The sequence below is a fragment of the Azospirillum sp. CT11-132 genome, from assembly GCF_047302835.1.
Lineage (GTDB): Bacteria > Pseudomonadota > Alphaproteobacteria > Azospirillales > Azospirillaceae > Azospirillum.
Map to the genome: position 1 here is coordinate 602,549 of NZ_JBGLZA010000002.1, position 16,287 is coordinate 618,835.

Annotated in this window: 12 protein-coding genes; 1 reads left to right on the forward strand and 11 read right to left on the reverse strand. The window is 70.4% G+C overall.

The features are described from left to right. Positions 1-8: 8 nt before the first annotated feature. From ACCD06_RS04580 to wrbA, 3 genes are all read right to left on the reverse strand, one after another. The gene (locus ACCD06_RS04580) at positions 9-392 is read right to left on the reverse strand and encodes a hypothetical protein (protein WP_413339098.1); all 384 of its coding nucleotides are present in this window, start codon (positions 390-392) and stop codon (positions 9-11) included. 62 nt (positions 393-454) lie between these two features. Then, positions 455-1,420 carry a glutathione S-transferase family protein gene (locus tag ACCD06_RS04585; protein ID WP_413339100.1) on the reverse strand — a complete coding sequence of 322 codons (966 nt, stop codon included), beginning with the start codon at positions 1,418-1,420 and terminating at the stop codon, positions 455-457. 36 nt (positions 1,421-1,456) lie between these two features. After that, positions 1,457-2,059, reverse strand: coding sequence for an NAD(P)H:quinone oxidoreductase (wrbA, locus tag ACCD06_RS04590; protein WP_109075523.1), 603 nt, complete (start codon positions 2,057-2,059; stop codon positions 1,457-1,459). A 142-nt stretch (positions 2,060-2,201) separates the two neighbouring features. Here wrbA and ACCD06_RS04595 point away from each other — a divergent pair, with 142 nt between their 5' ends. Then, complete coding sequence (locus tag ACCD06_RS04595) at positions 2,202-3,137, forward strand: LysR family transcriptional regulator (RefSeq protein ID WP_109075563.1); 936 nt, start codon at positions 2,202-2,204, stop codon at positions 3,135-3,137. A gap of 7 nt (positions 3,138-3,144) precedes the next feature. On the opposite strand, the gene ACCD06_RS04600 is transcribed toward ACCD06_RS04595, so the two are convergent. The 8 genes from ACCD06_RS04600 to tssM all read right to left on the reverse strand — a co-directional run bounded on the left by ACCD06_RS04600 (position 3,145) and on the right by tssM (position 16,203). Further along, positions 3,145-3,537: a hypothetical protein gene (locus tag ACCD06_RS04600; protein ID WP_085086012.1), complete on the reverse strand. Its 393-nt coding sequence runs from the start codon at positions 3,535-3,537 to the stop codon at positions 3,145-3,147. Positions 3,538-3,698: 161 nt separating this feature from the next. Next, positions 3,699-5,366, reverse strand: a complete 1,668-nt coding sequence (locus ACCD06_RS04605; protein ID WP_413339102.1) for an alpha/beta fold hydrolase — start codon at positions 5,364-5,366, stop codon at positions 3,699-3,701. 8 nt (positions 5,367-5,374) lie between these two features. Continuing rightward, positions 5,375-7,672 (reverse strand): protein kinase domain-containing protein, encoded by a 2,298-nt coding sequence (locus ACCD06_RS04610; protein WP_413339104.1) that lies wholly within the window; start codon positions 7,670-7,672, stop codon positions 5,375-5,377. 53 nt (positions 7,673-7,725) lie between these two features. Beyond that, complete coding sequence (gene tagH, locus ACCD06_RS04615; RefSeq protein WP_413339106.1) at positions 7,726-9,345, reverse strand: type VI secretion system-associated FHA domain protein TagH; 1,620 nt, start codon at positions 9,343-9,345, stop codon at positions 7,726-7,728. A 40-nt stretch (positions 9,346-9,385) separates the two neighbouring features. Next, positions 9,386-10,009, reverse strand: coding sequence for a DUF4123 domain-containing protein (locus tag ACCD06_RS04620; RefSeq protein ID WP_247871229.1), 624 nt, complete (start codon positions 10,007-10,009; stop codon positions 9,386-9,388). A 34-nt stretch (positions 10,010-10,043) separates the two neighbouring features. Continuing rightward, complete coding sequence (locus tag ACCD06_RS04625) at positions 10,044-12,107, reverse strand: type VI secretion system Vgr family protein (protein ID WP_136703089.1); 2,064 nt, start codon at positions 12,105-12,107, stop codon at positions 10,044-10,046. Beyond that, a complete protein-coding gene (tagF, locus tag ACCD06_RS04630; RefSeq protein ID WP_413339108.1) occupies positions 12,107-12,694 on the reverse strand; it encodes a type VI secretion system-associated protein TagF in 588 nt (195 codons plus the stop codon). The genes ACCD06_RS04625 and tagF overlap by 1 nt, the downstream gene beginning before the upstream one ends. Continuing rightward, a complete protein-coding gene (gene tssM, locus ACCD06_RS04635) occupies positions 12,694-16,203 on the reverse strand; it encodes a type VI secretion system membrane subunit TssM (protein ID WP_413339110.1) in 3,510 nt (1,169 codons plus the stop codon). The genes tagF and tssM overlap by 1 nt, the downstream gene beginning before the upstream one ends. Between the last annotated feature and the right edge of the window lie 84 nt (positions 16,204-16,287).

The window sequence follows — 16,287 nt, forward strand, 5'->3', positions numbered from 1 at the left end:
GATCGGATCTAGCGATTGATGCCGCGGCGGTCCATCTCATCTTCGATGGCGCGGCGGTTCTGCCGGATCTGGCGCTGCTCCTCGCTCAGCCGCTCATACTGGTTGCGCAGGTCGCGGTCGGAATAGTCGCTGTAGGCATTGCCGCGGCGATTGCCGGAGGAGCCTTCGTAGCGGCGGCCATCTCGATTCACGTCGCGGTTCATGTCGCGCTCGTCGCCCGCGCGGCCGTCGCGGTCCTGCGGGTAGGCGTTGGGGTTGACCGCACGGTTCAGCTGGTCGAGTGCCCCGCCCCATCCATTCTGCGATTGCCCATTCTGGGATTGGCCGCTCTGGGCCAGCGCCGGTGACGAGAGGGCCAGGACGGCCGCGGCCGCCAGGATGACTGTACGCATCGGACGTATCCCCTTCATGCGGTTGTCGTTCTCTTATCGACAACCGCCGGGGAAGCGATCCGTTACGATTCCAGAGGATCCGGCCCAAGGTCACCACGGCCGTGCGGGGCGTCGAGGTCCAGCTCCGGCCCCTTCGGCACGATGCCGGTCGGGTTGATGGTGGCGTGGCTGCCGTAGTAGTGGCGCTTGATGTGGTCGAAATTCACCGTCTCCGCCACGCCCGGCACCTGATAGAGGTCGCGCAGATAGCCCGACAGGTGCGGATAGTCGGCGATCCGCCGCCTGTTGCACTTGAAATGCCCGACATAGACGGCGTCGAAGCGCACCAGCGTGGTGAAAAGCCGCCAATCCGCCTCGGTCAGCCGGTTGCCGGCCAGCCAGCGCCGGGTCGCCAGCTTGGCGTCGATGCCGTCCAGCGCGGCGAACAGCGCGTCGAAGGCGGCCTCGTACTTGTCCTGGGAGGTGGCGAAGCCGGCCTTGTAGACGCCGTTGTTGACGGCGTCATAGACGAAGGCGTTGACGCGGTCGATCTCCTCCACCAGTTCCGGCGGGCAGAAGTCGGTGCGCACGTCGGTGAAGGCGTCGAACTCGCGGTTGAGCATGCGGATGATCTCCGCCGACTCGTTGTTCACGATGCTGCCGGTCTTCTTGTCCCACAGCACCGGAACCGTCACCCGGCCGCTGTAGCCGGCGTTCGCCTTCAGATAGACCTCGTACAGCCGGCGGGCGCCGGTGACGGGTTCCGGTTCGGCGAAGGTCCAGCCGTCCGACAGCATCAGCGGATCGACGACGCTGACGCCGATCACCCCGTCCAGCCGCTTCAGCTTGCGGAAGATCAGCGTGCGGTGCGCCCAGGGGCAAGCCAGCGACACCATCAGGTGATAGCGCCCGGCCTCCGCCGGGTAGGGGGTGGAGCCGTCGGCCGACACCCGGTCGCGGAACTGCGCCTCCGTCCGGACGAACGCGCCGCCGGTCTTCTTGGTGTCGTACCACTGGTCGTGCCACTGTCCGTCGATCAGCAGGCCCACGGCTCCCTCCTCTTCTTCAGCGTTTGCGACGAGTCATCAACCGTGCAGCTTGGTCGCGATCTCGGCGACATGGCGGCCCTGATAGCGGGCGCCGTCCAACTCGACCGCGCTCGGCCGGCGGGAGCCGTCGCCGCCGGCGATGGTGCTGGCGCCATAGGGCGAGTTGCCCATCACTTCCGAAACGCCCATCTGGCCCTGGAAGGAATAAGGCAGACCGACGATCACCAAGCCCAGATGCAGAAGCACGGTGTGGGTGCTGAGGATCGTGCTCTCCTGCCCGCCATGCTGGGTTGCGGTGGAGGTGAAGGCCGCGCCGACCTTGCCAACCAGGGCGCCCTTGGCCCACAGCCCGCCGGTCTGGTCGAGGAAGTTCTTCATCTGCGACGCCATGTTGCCATAGCGGGTCGGCGTACCGATGACGATCGCGTCGTACTGCGCCAGCTCGTCCACCGTGGCGACCGGGATGTTGCTCTCGTCCTTGTAATGGGCGGATTGGCGGACGGCCTCCGGCACGAGTTCCGGCACGCGCTTCACCGTCACCTCGGTCCCGGCGACGGAGCGGGCGCCCTCGGCCACCGCCTGCGCCATCTCCGACACATGACCCCAGCTGCTGTAATAGAGGACCAGAACCTTCGCCATCGCCGTCACTCCCTGTTTCGTTGCGTCATCGGGCCGCCGCAGCCGGTCATGGCCGCGGGGTGACACCAAACATAGGGCGCAACGGCCTTTCCGGTATTGCCGGATCTTGGCACCTCATTGTTTCCGGGTGTACAACAATGCCATGGATCGCCTCGACGACATGCTCGCCTTCATCAAGGTGGTGGACACCAAGAGCTTCACCGCCGCCGCCGACCGGCTCAACCTGTCGAAGTCGGTGGTCTCCCGCCGCATCGGCGAGTTGGAGAACCGGCTCGGCGCGCGGCTGCTGAACCGCACCACCCGCAAGCTCAGCCTGACCGAGGTGGGGCAGGCCTATTACGAGCGCTGCACCCGCATCCTGGCCGATCTGGAGGAGGCGGAGCAGGCGGTCGCCGACCTGCATGCCGCCCCGCGCGGCCGGCTGCGGCTGAACGCGCCGGTCAGCTTCGGCATCCTGCATCTGGCCCCGGCGGTGGCGGAGTTCCTGGAGCGTTATCCGGCCATCGAGATCGACATGGACCTGAACGACCGCACGGTCGATCTGGTCGACGAGGGCTATGATCTGGCGGTTCGCATCGGCAAGCTGCGCGACAGTTCGCTGATCGCCCGGCGGCTGGCCCCGGCGCGGATGGCTCTGTGCGCCAGCCCGGCCTATCTGCAGAAGCATGGCGTGCCGGAAACGCCGGACGATCTGGCCAACCACAACTGCCTGATCTACACCAACGTGCCGACGCCGGACCTCTGGCCCTTCACCGTCGATGGCGAGCCCCGCAACGTCCGGGTCTCTGGGCCGATCCGCAGCAACAACGGCGACCTGCTGCGCGAAGCGGCGGTGGCCGGCGTCGGCTTCATCATGTCGCCGACCTTCCTGTGCGGTCAGGCGCTGGCGCGCGGCGAGCTGGTCAGCGTCCTGTACCGCCACATCCCCTCGGAGCTGGCGGTCAACGCGGTCTATCCGCAGAACCGCCACCTGTCACCGAAGGTGCGGGTTTTCGTGGATTTCCTGGTCCAGCGATTCGGCCCGCGCCCCTATTGGGACTGCGCGCTGCTGGACACGCTGTCGCCAGAGGAAGGCTGAATAAGGTTTAGGACGGCTGGTTGGGCCGGCGGCGGGAGCGCAGGTTCAACGCGGTGATGAAATTCGGCTGCTGGCCGACCACCGGGCCCTGCGGAACCGGCTTCTTCGGGGCGGTGGACAGGAAGCCGCCCACCCGGCCGCGCAGCTCGACCGCATGGTGCGCCGCCTCGTCCGCGGTTTCCGCCACCTGACGGCGGACCGACGGCTCCAGCGTGTTGAAGGCGCGGGAGGCGAATTCGAAGGCCGGCTGCGATTTGGTGGCGATCACCTGACGCAGCGCCTTGGACACCAGCACCGTGTCGAGACCGCCCGGCCCCTCCACCCCGTCCAGCACGTCGGCGAGGATGCCGATGGCCTGGATCGTGCGGTTGTCGTCCAGCGAAAGGTCGTGAGCGTCCATACGGGTCTTCCGATCGTCTCAAGCGGTACGGGTCCCGTCCCTGCGGACACCCGGATTGCAGCAGACGAATCATAGTGTTTGCGCCGGCGTCTGGCAATGGACGCCATATCGGCCGGCGGTGGAATCGTTAAGACGGCGCTTGGATGTTTATGGCCGAGTGGTCAGGGCCGCGTGGCGAAGGTCGGCGGCAGCAGCCGTTCGACGCAGGTGCCGGCCTCGCCCACGGCCAGCGTCTCGATGAAACCGGCGGCGGCGGTGCGGCCGCACAGGCTGGCGCCCAGCACGTCATGACCGAGGCCGCGGAAGGACAGCAGCGCCGCCCGCGGCAGGCTCCGCCCCATCGCCTCGGCCCGCGCCGGCGCGGTGAAGGTGTCGTAGGCGCCGGTCAGGATCAGCGCCGGCACATCGGACGCCACCGGCCGGTAAAAGGACGCATCGACCGGCCGCAGCCCCAGCGCCGGACAGGCGGCGTCGTAATCGGTCTCCACCGCCTCGGCCATCACATATGGGCGCAGGTCGGCGGCGGCACGGCGGGCGGCGGCGGCGTCGATGTGCGGCCGGTTCTCGCGGCAGCCGACGGTCAGGTTCAGGCCATAGGCCAGACTGTCCAGCACGGTCCAGATCGGCGGCGGCATCACCAGGGACAGGATGGCCGGATCGTCCACCCGCCCCGCCGCCGCAGGATCGCCGATAATGCGGTCAAGCCGGTCGAGCAGGGCCGGCACCGCCACCATGCCGTCGCCGCTGCCCAGCCGCAGCGCCAGGACGCCGGCCAGCATCGGCCAGCCCAGGCGCAGGTCGGTCTCCCGTCCGGTGACGGGATGGCGCAGCCGCAGGTCCAGCGGTCGCCGCTCCAGCGCCGCCGCCAGCCGTTCGACCGCCTGTCCCAGCCGGGGAAAGGCGCGGGCGCAGTCGGGCTGGGCGGCGCAATCCTCGACCATTCGGCGGTGAGCCTGCCGGATGGCGGTGAGACGGTCGAGGTCGAGCCACGTCGCGTCAGCCGTGGCCGGGGAATTCAGCACGAGGCTGCGCACCGCCGCCCCGTCGATGCGGAGAAGCGCCTGCGCCAGCACCCCGCCATAGGAGGTCGCGACGACGTTCCAGCGCTCCACCCCCAGGGCACGGCGCAGCGCCGGCAGGTCGGCCGCGCTCTGGCCGCTGTCGAAATCCTCCAGCCGGTAGCCGGCGCGGCGCAGCGGCTCCAGGCAGGCGGTGGCATCCTCCGCCGTCACGCCGCCGAACCAGTAACGCAGCGGGTCGAGCCCCGGACAGCGCAGCGAGGGCTTCGACCGGCCGGCGCCGCGCTGATCGACCAGGATGACGTCGCGGCCGGCCCGCATTGGCGCCAGGATCGCGGCATTGCCGCGCAGATCGTCGCTGCCGCCCTGCCCCGGCCCGCCGCTGAGCAGCACCACCGGATCGGCGGCCGGCGCACCGTTCAGCGCCGGCAGGATCGTCACGAACAGATCGACCGGCAGGCTGTCCTCCTGCTGCCAATCGGACGGCACGCGAAAGGACCGGCAGCGCGGTGCCGGCCCGGCCGGCAACGGACCGTCCGGGCAACGGGCCTCCGACAGCGTCGGAAGGGCCGGCGGGACGGGAGCGGCGGCCGGGACCGGCGCGGGAAGCGGGGCAGGGACGGAAGCCGGGACAGGAGCCGGAATGGCAGGCGGCGGCTCCACCGCCACGATCTGCGGCGGTGCCGGAGCCGGGGAAGAGGTCGGACCGGTCAGCCGGTCGATGCCGAGGCCGAGCAGCCCGCCGGCCAGCGCGCAGAGCGCCAGAAGGCCGGCGATGACGGCAGGACGCCGGCCGCCACGACTTTTCATCGGCGGAGCTATTCGGCGACGGTGGCGAAGAAGGCGGACTGGGCGACCACGCCGCCCTTGGCCTCCGCCTTCGCCAGCGCGCCGCGCAGGCTCGCCAGATAGGGGCCTGCCGGCTCCACTTCCTCCCGGTCGGCGGGGAACAGCGGTTCGCGGGTCACCAGCGCCAGGATCATCGCCGGGCCATAGGGCGGGGCGATGGTATAGACGCGGTCGCTCGCCGATTTCGCGATGCCCAGCGTCACCGGCCGGCCGGCCTCCAGCCGGTCGTCGCGGCGCAGCCGCATCGGCACCATGTGGATCGCGTTGCCTTCCATGTCGATGTAATCGACGGTCAGGTAACCCGAAGTCCCGGCGGTCACGGTGACCTCCAGCTTGTCACCCTTGCGGTAGACCATCGACGGCCGGTTGAAACCCAGCCCCAACACAGCGCTCTCCTGCGCCTCGGCCCGCGCCGGCAGTCCGGCGGCGCCCAGCGCCTCGCACAGCGGCCAGGGCCGCACGGCGACCTGCGCATCGACGTCGATGCCGGGCGGCAGGGCGGTGATCGCCGCCTTCAGCACCCTGGCATCGTCCTCCGTGCCGACATAGCCGCCGATCCGCAGGCCGTTCCCGGCCTCGACCGTGCGGACGCCGGCGCAGGTGAAGGCACCGGCGGCCGTCTCGACGGCCTTGCGCGCCTCGGCCGGCGTCAGGCGCGGGACCGGTGGAGCGACGGGAAGGGCCGCCTGCTGGACCGGCGGAGTCGGCTGCGGCTGAACTTGCGGCTGTGCCGGGGGCGGGTTCGGCGGGGTCACGGTCTGGACCGCCGGCGTGATCGGCAGCGGCGGCGTGACCGGTCCGGCGGGCTGTATGGCGGGCTTGACCGGGCTGGGCGGCTGGGCGTCCAGGTTCGTCGCCTCGACGGGAGGCGGCTTCTGCTGCTGTTCCGAAGTCGAGGCGGCGGTGCCGAGCGGCGCCGTCGTCATGCCCGTCGATGGCGGCGGAGCGGACGCGGTGGAAGCCGGCGGTGCCGTCGTCGTTGCAGTCGGCGTCGGGGTAGCGGCCTGCTTGGCGGGCGCGGGCGGCTGCGATTGCCCGAACAGCAGGAATCCGGCGATGCCGGCCGCCACCAGACCGCCGACCCCGCCGGCGATCAGGCCGACCGGCGCCTTCTTCGTCTCACCGGGGGCATTCGCCGGTTGGGCCTTCGTGACCACCGTCGGCGTCACCACCGTCTTCGTCTCCATTTCCGGCGTGGAGACCGGAAGGGAGGTGTGTTCGAAGGGCGTGATGTCGGCGGCGCGGCGGGTCAGGGCACCGACCAGCTCCGCCATCGTCCTGGCGCGGTTCTGCGGGTCCGGCTCCAGCATCGAACAGAGGACGCCGCGCAACGGCTCCTCCAGCGCCGACAGGTCGGGCACCGACATGCGCCGCTCGATCATCGCCTGCGGCGTGCGGCCCATGTCGAGCGGATGCCCCAGCGCCGCTGCGGCCAGCACCAGACCGGCGCTGTAGATGTCGGACTGCGGCCCGACCTGCCCGCCGAACAGACCGAACTGCTCGGGCGAGGCGAAGCCGTATTTGCCGGCGAAGCCGTCGCCGATGACGGTTCCCGCCCCGGCGGCGGTCTGCTTGGCGATGCCGAAATCGATGATCTTGGCGTTGGCGATGTCGCGGCCGGGCAGGATGACATTGTCGGTCGACATGTCGCGGTGGATGATGCCGCGCTGGTGCGCCGCCGCCAGACCGGAGGCGATGCGGTCGAGCAGGACGGCGACCGACGCCGCGTCCAGCGGGCCGGCCTGCAGCACCTCGTGCAGCGACGGTCCGTCGAGAAACTCCATCGACAGCAGAATCCGGCCGAATTCGTCGCGGAAGACGCCGTCGTAGGACACCACCGCCTCGTGCCGGATCTCCCGCAATGCCGCCGCCTCGCGCCGCAGCAGCTCGACCATCTTGGCGTCCTGCGCCAGCTCCGGGCGGATCACCTTCACCGCATGCCAGGTGTCCATGTCGACATGGCGGGCGCGGTGCACCTCGCCCATGCCGCCGCGGGCGATCAGCCCCTCCACCCGATAGGTGTGGCTCAGCAGCGTGCCCGGCCCGATCGGTTCCGGAACGGACCGGACGCCCGCCCGGTCGCCCGACGCCTCCACACCCGATGCGGTGGAGGTCGGCGCCGGAGTGGACGGCACCGGGGTTGCGGGCGGCGCCGTCAGCCGGGTGGCCTGGGGATCCACCCCTGTTTCCGTGCCCGTATCCGCCCCCGCGCCGGCGGCGGGCAGGATGGCGGTGGGCTCGTGGCTGTCGTCGGGGGGCTGGGCCATGGAAGGGGCGTGGTCCGGTCAGGGGGGTTGATGCGGCGGGGCGTCGGACGGGTTCAGTCGGGCTTTTCGCCGTCGGCACCGCCCGCGCCATCGCGGCGGATGAAGCGGTCGTATTCACGGGCGATGGCATCGCCGACGACGCGGTCGAAATCCTCCTCCAACTCGACCACCAGATCCTTGTAAAGGACCTCGTACTGGTCCCAGTAGCGCGCCTTGCGCGCGGCCGGAACGAGGCTGTCGAGAAGCCGGGTCTCCAGCCGCTGGCTGAGCGCGCCGGGATCGAACTTGGCGACCACCTGCTTCAGCGCGATCTGCAGCGCCGCGGCATAGGCAAGGTGATGAACCTGCACGTCGCTCGCCGCCTCGCGCACCGCGTCGCCCATCGGCAGGAAGCCGCGCAGACGCGGGTTGGCCAGCACCGACACCGCCTCGTCCAGGGTTTCGCAACGCTTCAGCGGGTTCTCGCCCGCGGGGCGGAAGCTGGTCTGCTCCAGATGGAATTCGTCCTTGAAGCGCGCCCGCGCCCGCAGGCTGCCATGCAGCGCCCCCAGGCTGGCGCGCAACGCCTCGCCCAGGCTGCGCATCATCGCGGTGGCATCCGGCAGCCCGTCCGGCGGCAGCGGAGCGCCGAACCCCTCGTAGAAGGCGGCGACCGCCGCACCGGCATCGGCCGCCGAAGGTGGCGCCGGTATCGGCCTTGGCGCCGGAGCCGGCATTGCCGCGACCGGACGGGGAGCGATGTCGGTATCGTCCGGCAGGGGGTCGGGTTCCGGCGGCGCGACCGATTCCGAAGGAAGATCCGGGGCGGCGGAGTTGAGCGGCAGGTCCGGCGCCGCCTGATCGGGCAGCGTCTCGTCGATGTTCCAGTCGTCCGGCAGCGCCTGGGCCGATTTCGGCGGCGGGAAAAACTGTGGGTCCGGGGTGGCCGGGGCTGCCGGCTGCGGCATGCCGAAAAGCTCGTCGTCCCAATCGTCGGGGATGCCGCCACCGGACGACCGCTGCGGCTCGTCCGGGAACGGGGTCGGGAACGGGGCCGGGGCCGGGAAGGAGACGCCGACCGACACTGCCTGGTTCAGCGGATCGGAATGGTCGTCGACGGTGCCGAAATGCCAGTCGTCCGCACGCTCCCGCACCGCCGCCCCACTGCTGGAGGAGGTCCAGGAATCGAACGGCTCAGCCTCCGAACGCAGCGGCTGGTCTTCGAAGGGGCGTGCCGTCGGATCGCCGAACAGCTCATCGAACGGATCCTGCTCGGCAGCATGCCGGGCCGGCGCCGGAGCGAACGGGTCGGCCTCCCCGCCTCTGCCGCCCAGCGCGAAGGCCCCGGTGATTTCGGTAAAGCTGGGGGCGTTCAGCGATTCCACCATCGTCTCGATGATGAAACGGCCGATGCGGATGCGGTCGCCCGACGACAGCGGCGCCGTCGCGTTGCGGCCGATCGGCTGCTCCGATCCGTTGAGGAAGACGCCGTTGGTGCTGGTGTCGGTCACCCGGAAGCCGGATCCGGCCGCTTCGATCACGCAATGCTGGCGCGACAGCAGCAGGTCGGGATCGGGCAGGATCCAGCCGTTCTCCACCCCCCGCCCGACGGTGAGGCTGCCGCCATTCAGCGTCTTCTCGGCATTGCCGCCCAGCGACGCCCGATGGTCCGACACGATCCTCAGCCTCAGCATTCCACCATCTCCACCGCTGGGATCTCCTTTGGCTCGGGCATCAGCGGACAGGGGAGGCGCCGGCCGCACCCGCGGGGGCGCCGAGGGGCACTTCGACGCGGCGCAGGTCGCCGTCCACCAGTTCGAACAGGATGAGCGCCTTGGCGCCCGCGTCCTCCATCATGAACCGGATGCCGGACCCGAACAATGCGCCGCGCTGGGCCGCATCGCTGATCGGCAGGAAGCTGCGCAGCACCGCCGGATCGTAGAAGCGGAACAGGTAGGTCGCCCCCTTCGCGTCGTTGACGATGGTGAGCTTGCGGAAATGCCGGCGCACCATGTCGATGTCGCCGCCGGCCTGCACCAGGATGCCCCAGCCACGTCCCCAGCCCTCCCCGACCAGCCAGTCGGCAACGGCGCCGCCGCGATCCAGCCGAACCAGATAGGGGGCCACCTCGGCCATCTCGCTCGCGGTTTCGCCCTGGTAGAGGGCGCGCATCTCCGCCTCCTCCTCCCGCGCCAACAGGCCGGGATAGAGGCCGGGATCGCGTGCGGCGTCGACGATCATGTAGAGACCGCGCTCCTCCCCATCCGATCCGCTCTCTCTCTCGCCCTGCGGCCACAGATGATGCGCGAGCCGGGCAACCACCTCCTGCGGGGTGCGGCGGGGGGATGGGCCTGTCATCGCCTGGTTCATGTCCGGTGGGTCATTTCTGGCATCATTTCTGACAGATCTCGCACAGCGGCGTGTTGGACGCCGCGGCGTTGCGCATCACCATCGCCTGCGCCGCGGCCTTCGGGCTGTGACTTTGCGCCGCGCGCGGCAGCTTCGCCTTGGGCGGCGCCTTGATCGACCCGCCCTTGTCCTTGTCGGCGGGCGACGGCTTGTCGGGCTTCGCCGGGGCCGCGCTCAGCCCGTTGGCGGCACCGCCGCTGTTGATCAGCACCATGGTGCCGTTCATCGAGATGCCGGCGGCGTTCAGCGTGATGAAGCTGCCGCCGACCTTGAGGGTCAGCGAGGCGCCGGCTTCCAGGCACAGGTTGGTCCCGGCATGGACGGCATAGTTGGTGCCGACCTTGTCGTGCACATCGACGCCGACGCTGCGCGATACGCCGCCGCCGATGGATTCGACATGGTCGCCGTCCACCGTGGCGTGGTGGTTCTTGCCCACCCACTCCCACAGGCCCCCGGCGACGTTCACATGCTGGCCCGACGCCACCGACGTCCGGCTGTCATGGCCGATGCGCAGGTCGTAGTCGCGCTGGGCATGGAGGAAGACCTGCTCCTTCCCCGCCTTGTCCTCGAAGCGGATCTCGTTGAAGCCGCGCCCGCCGGGCGAACTGCGCGTCTTGATGCCTGACCGCGTCTTGTGTTCGGGCAAGGCATAGGTCGGCAGCGCATCGGCGTTGTTGACCACGCCGATCACCATCGGCCGGTCGGGATCGCCATCGACGAAATCGACCAGCACCTCCATGCCGACGCGCGGCACCGTCTGCATGCCCCACTGGTGCCCGGCCCAGCTCTGCGCCACCCGGATCCAACAGGAGCTTTTCTCGTCCGACCGGCCGCGGCGGTCCCAATGGAACTGCACCATGATGCGGCCGAACTTGTCGGTGTAGATTTCCTCCCCCGCCGGCCCGACGACGAAGGCGGTCTGGATGCCGCGCACCGACGGCTTCGGCGTCGACCGCGCCGGCCGCACCACCGATTTCGCCGGCAGGGCATGGAAGCTGTTGCCGTACGAGGCCTTGCGCTTGTCGCCGGGCAGGAACCCTTCGTTGCAGGCGTCGAACTCCAACTCCGCCACCACGACCGGCTGGTTGTTCTCGGCCGCCGTCGGGTGGTCGGTCAGCGCGAAGGTCATGCCGGGATGCAGGGTGCGGCAGGCGCCGACGCCGCGCACCCCCTCCAGCCCGCGCTCCTCCGTCTCCATCCGGCGCCGCGCGAGCGTGGAGCCGGCATCGCGCGTGGCGAAGCGGCCGGGATATTCGAACAGCTCGTATTTGGTGGACACCGGCACCTTGGCGACCGACGCCTCGCCGCTGTCGAGCGGCGTGCGCGGCGCCTGGAAATCATAATCCTTGGTGGCCCAGCGCCCCGACGCGATGGAATAGACCCGCTGCCACCGCTCGATCTGGTCGGCATATTGGCCGCTGGGGTTGAAGCGCAGAGTCGCCGCCGGCAGCTTGGCATAGCCGGCGGCACTGTCCGACAGGATCAGCTTGTGGCGATTGCGCTCATGCACGAAGTAATAATAGATGCCCTCTTCTTCCAGCAGCCGGCTGACGAAGTCGAAATAGCTCTCGTTGTACTGGACGCAATATTCGCGCGGCTGGTAGCTGCCGGTCAGGCTGCGGAATTCGAAGTTGGAAAAGCCGAATTCATGGAAGATCGTCTCGACGATCTTCGGCACCGCCATCGGGCCGCCGTTGCCCAGGCTGTGGAAGATACGGCAATCGCTGGTGTAGGACAGCAGCGACAGCCAGGGCACCACCTCGATCGTGTAATAGCGCTGGTCGCGCCCCACCGGCACGCCGACGCCGAGCGAGCGGGCGATGCCGTTGACGTAATGCCGCTCGCCGTCCAACTGGCGGAAGCCGATGTTGACGCTGTTGCCGACGATGACTTCCGGCGCCAGCGGTTCGATGGGGCCGAGCGCATCGATGCGGTAGAGGAAGGGAGAGGACAGCGCCTCCCGCCCCTGGACCCGCTCCACCAGCAGCACATCGGGGCCGGCCGGGGTTTCCAGCGACAGCAGGCGGTCATCCTGGACGAACTGCATCACGCCCCCTCCCCGGCCCGGCCGGTCAGGAATTCAGCGAAGCGAGCCGCGGGCGGCAGGCCGGCGCCGGTGAACCCTTGCTCCGCCACGCCTTCACCGCCCAGCGTCCACCAGCGGGCGGCGGCGGACGACGGCTGCCCGGAGACCTGCGGCACCGACAGGGCGCCGACGGAGCCGACGAAGGCCTCGACATCCAGCGTGTGGGTCAGGGCGGACAGGGCCAAGTCCTCCGCCGCCTCGAACCATGGGTCGTCGGCCTCCACCCCGTCGGCGGAGTGGCCGGGCGCGAGCAGCGCCACCAGGGTCAGCGGGAAATGCCGGCCGGCCTTGTCGACGCTGGACATCATCACGCCGGCCGCCGCCTGCGGTCCGCACACGCCGGCCTCCAGCACGAAACGCCAGATCGGCGCATTGAGGTAGCGGTCCATCCACCCCTCGCCCAGCGCCGCCCGGCTGGCCTGCAACCCGTCGAGCAGCCACTCGTGCCACGGGTCGGCGAAGGTCCGCGGCAGTCCGCGCAGCAGGAAATCGCCGCGCGCCGGCAGCTTGCCGAAACAGCCGGCATGTCCCGTCACAGGCTGGCCCATCAAAGGCTGTCCGGGCATCGGAAGTCCTTGAGGTCGCGGATCGAGAAGGGGTTGACGGCGCTGGTCATGCGCACGTCGAACCCGGCCGACTTGCCGGCGGCGCCGAAGCTCAGCGGGATGCGGTCGGGCACCGCCCCCTTGCGGCCGCGGTTGGCGTCCAGCGTGCGGAACCACGCCCAGCTTCCGCTGCGCTGGGTCATCTCCGGCGGTTCGGTCGGCTGCCCGGTGAAGGTCACGCGCAGGTCGCCCGCCCCGCCCGGCTTCGGCCATTGCAGCCCCTGCGCCAGCGTGGCGTTGCGGGCGAAGGTCAGGCGCTGGCCGTCGATGTCCAGATCGACCTGCTCCACCCCCGGACCGAGATAGGTCGGGCGCAGTTCGAAGCGCAGCGACGGCGCCCGGCCCCCGTCGGGGAAGAAGGCGTCGCGGATCGCCGCCGCGTGCTGGAAGGCCGGCAGGACGGACGCCGGGATGCCGAGGTCGGCGGCCGACGGCTGCCAGCGCCAGGGCTCCTTGGTCGTGTCGACGAACGGCCGCAGCCGGTTGGTGAAGAAGGCGTCGATCAGCCCGCCGGGCGCGAACATCCGGGCGAAATCATCCATGCCGACATCGGCCGAGGCGCCCTTGACGAAGGGATAGCGGTTGTCGAGCGCGCGCCGGCACCAGGGCACGACCGTGCTCTGCCACTCCGCGTTGATCTGCGCACGGGCGCCGCTCAGCGTCCGCGCCGTGCCCTGCTCCACCAGTTCCTCGGTCCAGCGGCGGACCGGCTGGGGGAAATAGCCGACATCGGTGGCCAGCTTCTGGAACACCTCGCCGCCACCGTTGGCCGCCAGATCGAACAGCTTCTGCCCGCCGCCGGAGCCGAGCGACAGCCGCGCCAGCACGGCATGCACGGCCTCCAGCTGGCGCAGCAACTCCTCCAGCCGGGCGTTGCCGCTGTTGCGGGTGAAGTCGTTCAGCGGGCGGAAGCGGTCGTCCACCATCTGCGTGACCAGCTTCGCCACGCCGCTGTCGGCCGCCGCCGCGGCAACCGCAGCCACCGCGGGCGAGGCGCCGGCCGGCGCCTCCGGCACGCGCTGCAGCGTCGTCTCGTTCGCGACCGCCGTCAGCAGCTTCTGCAGGGGAGAGCTGCGGCCGGACAGGATGTTGACCTCCTCGGCCAGCGCCTGAGGGTTCGCGGCCGGCACCAGGGTGATGTCGTTGAGCAGCGCGTCCCAGCGGCCGGCATAATCGCGCAGGTAAAGCGTCAGTGCCGCCGTCTCAAGTTCCGGACCGGCTTCCTCCCCGCGCGGGGGCCCCAGCAGCCAGCTGAGGTCGCGCACCGAGCGCGCCGCGCCGGGCAGGCCCGGCAGCATGACGGAGGTGAAGCCTTGCAGGGTATAGAAGCCGGGAACGCCGTCGCTGAGGCGCGCACCGGAGGACCGGCGGAACACCCGGTCGCCCTCCGGACCGGCCTGCTCCGACGGGCGCCAGTCCTGCAGCTTGCGCGCCGCCTCGCCGTCACGCACGACGGCATAGGCGCGGGCGGCCAGCGGCGTGCGGGCCAGCACCTCGCGCGCCTGCCGGATCAGTTCGGCATCCAGGTTGGCCTTCGGCAGGCCGGCGGGGGCGGACAGCCCGGCGTCGATGTGACCGAGGATCGCCTTGGTCTCGTCCTCGCCCGGCGGGGGCGAGACGCGGCGCAGCCAGCCGACGGTCCAGCCCTTCACCTCGTCGGCGTTGACCGGACCGGCGCCGCCCAGCGTCAGGTAGAGGCGCAGCAGGGCCTCCACCGCCGGGGCGTCGTCGGCCATCAGCCGGTCGCGCAGGTCGCGCTGCACCCGCACCAACAGGCGCGGCATCAGCAGCCCGTTGACCGCGCGGCGATAGAGCGTGTCGCCGGCCTCCTCCAGCTTGTCGCCCTGGTAGAGACCGAAATCGAGCGCCAGCTTCTGCTTCAGCGCCAGCGTGTCATGGCCGGCCGGCAGGGCACGCAGCTCGTTCAGCACCGGCCACACGCGGCGGATGTCGTCGTCGGCGACGGTGCCGGCGGCCAGCGCCTCCGCCTTGGGCCGATAGGCGTCGACCGCCTGCTGTTCACGGTCGATCAGCCCGGCATTGCCGAGATAGCTGGCGACCCAGGCGGCGGTCGCGGCGGTGGTGACCAGCCCGAACAGGCTGTAGGCGATGCGCGGGATCCAGATGCGCCGCCGTTCCGCCGCCGGGTCGAAGCCGACCATGTTGGCCTCGCGGAACACCAGATCGTTCAGCAGGCCGCCCAGGAAATAGCTGCGCTGCTGTCCCGCGGCGACGGCGCCGCCGCGGAAGGGCGCCGCCGGCAGGCCGAAGCTCTCGGCCAGTCCGCCGATCAGCCGGTCGATCTGCGTGCCTTCCTGGGTGCCGCTGGTGAAATAGATGCCGCGCAGCCGCAGCGCCGGCTCGTACCGGTTTGCCTTGAAGGCGGCGGACACGAAGTCGAGCAGCGGTTCCTTCAAGGAGGCGAGCTGCGACGGGAAGGCGAAGATGGCGCCGCGGCGCTCCTGCGCATGTTCCTGCTGGATGCGGTCGACGGCGCGGGCGGACAGCCGGCCGGCGATGCCGTCCAGCTCGCTGCCCAGCGTCGCCATGCCGGCATCGCCCAGCTCGCTTTCGGCCGCCGGCAGGGTGACGCCGACGATCTGCCGGCGTTCGTCGCGGTTCAGGTCGTGGAAGAACTCGTTGAAGCCGGCGATCAGGTCGGCCTTGGTCAGCAGCAGATAGACCGGCGCCTTGACCTTGAGCGTCTCGTACAGCTCGCGCAGGCGGCGGCGGATGGCGGCGGCATGCTGCGCCCGCTCCTCCGGTCCGGCGGCGGCGAGGTCGGGGACCGCCATCGCCACCAGCACGCCGTTGATCGGCTGGCGCGACCGCGCATCCTTCAGCAGCTTCAGGAAGGCGCCCCAGCCGGTCTGGTCGACCGTCTCGTGGCTGTCCTGGGTGGTGTAGCGCCCGGCGGTGTCGAGGAAGATCGCCTCGTCGGCGAACCACCAGTCGCATTGGCGGGTGCCGCCGATACCCTTCAGCGGCTTGCCCCCGGTCTGGTCGGCCAGCGGAAAGTTCAGGCCGCTCTTCAGCAGCGCCGTGGTCTTGCCGGCGCCCGGCGGGCCGATGATGACGTACCAGGGGGTGCTGTAGAGATAGCCGTCGCCCAGGCCCCGCTGCTTGCGTCCGGCCTTCAGCAGGGCGAGGGATTCGGCGAAGGTCTTGCGCAGGCCGGCGACCTCGTCGGCCTGGTCCACCGCCGCCATACGCGCCGCGTCGGCACCGCCCGTCAGCTCCGCCGTCATCCGCTCCTCGGCCTTGGCGTCGCGGCGTTTCAGCAGGATCAGCACGATGGCGAGGATCGGGAAGGGCACGGCCGCGGCGACCGCTAGCCAGGGCATGTCCAGACCGGCGAGCGGCGCCAGCAGCGCGATCAGCGCCGCGGCGATCACCGCGCCGATGAGGCCCAACACTGCGCGGGAGAGCAAGATGGCGGTCAGCCGACTCATTCCGATACCCCTGTCCCTGATCTTCTTGCGGCGTCATCGCCTTTCGGCGCCTCTGCCGGCCGCTGGCACCGCCCCCGGCGGGGC

Coding starts and splice junctions, on each gene's coding strand:
- ACCD06_RS04580 (WP_413339098.1), bottom strand. CDS start 392: ATGCGTACAGTCATCCTGGCGGCCGCGGCCGTCCTGGCCCTCTCGTCA.
- wrbA (WP_109075523.1), bottom strand. CDS start 2,059: ATGGCGAAGGTTCTGGTCCTCTATTACAGCAGCTGGGGTCATGTGTCG.
- ACCD06_RS04595 (WP_109075563.1), top strand. CDS start 2,202: ATGGATCGCCTCGACGACATGCTCGCCTTCATCAAGGTGGTGGACACC.
- ACCD06_RS04600 (WP_085086012.1), bottom strand. CDS start 3,537: ATGGACGCTCACGACCTTTCGCTGGACGACAACCGCACGATCCAGGCC.
- ACCD06_RS04605 (WP_413339102.1), bottom strand. CDS start 5,366: ATGAAAAGTCGTGGCGGCCGGCGTCCTGCCGTCATCGCCGGCCTTCTG.
- ACCD06_RS04610 (WP_413339104.1), bottom strand. CDS start 7,672: ATGGCCCAGCCCCCCGACGACAGCCACGAGCCCACCGCCATCCTGCCC.
- tagH (WP_413339106.1), bottom strand. CDS start 9,345: ATGCTGAGGCTGAGGATCGTGTCGGACCATCGGGCGTCGCTGGGCGGC.
- ACCD06_RS04620 (WP_247871229.1), bottom strand. CDS start 10,009: ATGACAGGCCCATCCCCCCGCCGCACCCCGCAGGAGGTGGTTGCCCGG.
- ACCD06_RS04625 (WP_136703089.1), bottom strand. CDS start 12,107: ATGCAGTTCGTCCAGGATGACCGCCTGCTGTCGCTGGAAACCCCGGCC.
- tagF (WP_413339108.1), bottom strand. CDS start 12,694: ATGGGCCAGCCTGTGACGGGACATGCCGGCTGTTTCGGCAAGCTGCCG.
- tssM (WP_413339110.1), bottom strand. CDS start 16,203: ATGAGTCGGCTGACCGCCATCTTGCTCTCCCGCGCAGTGTTGGGCCTC.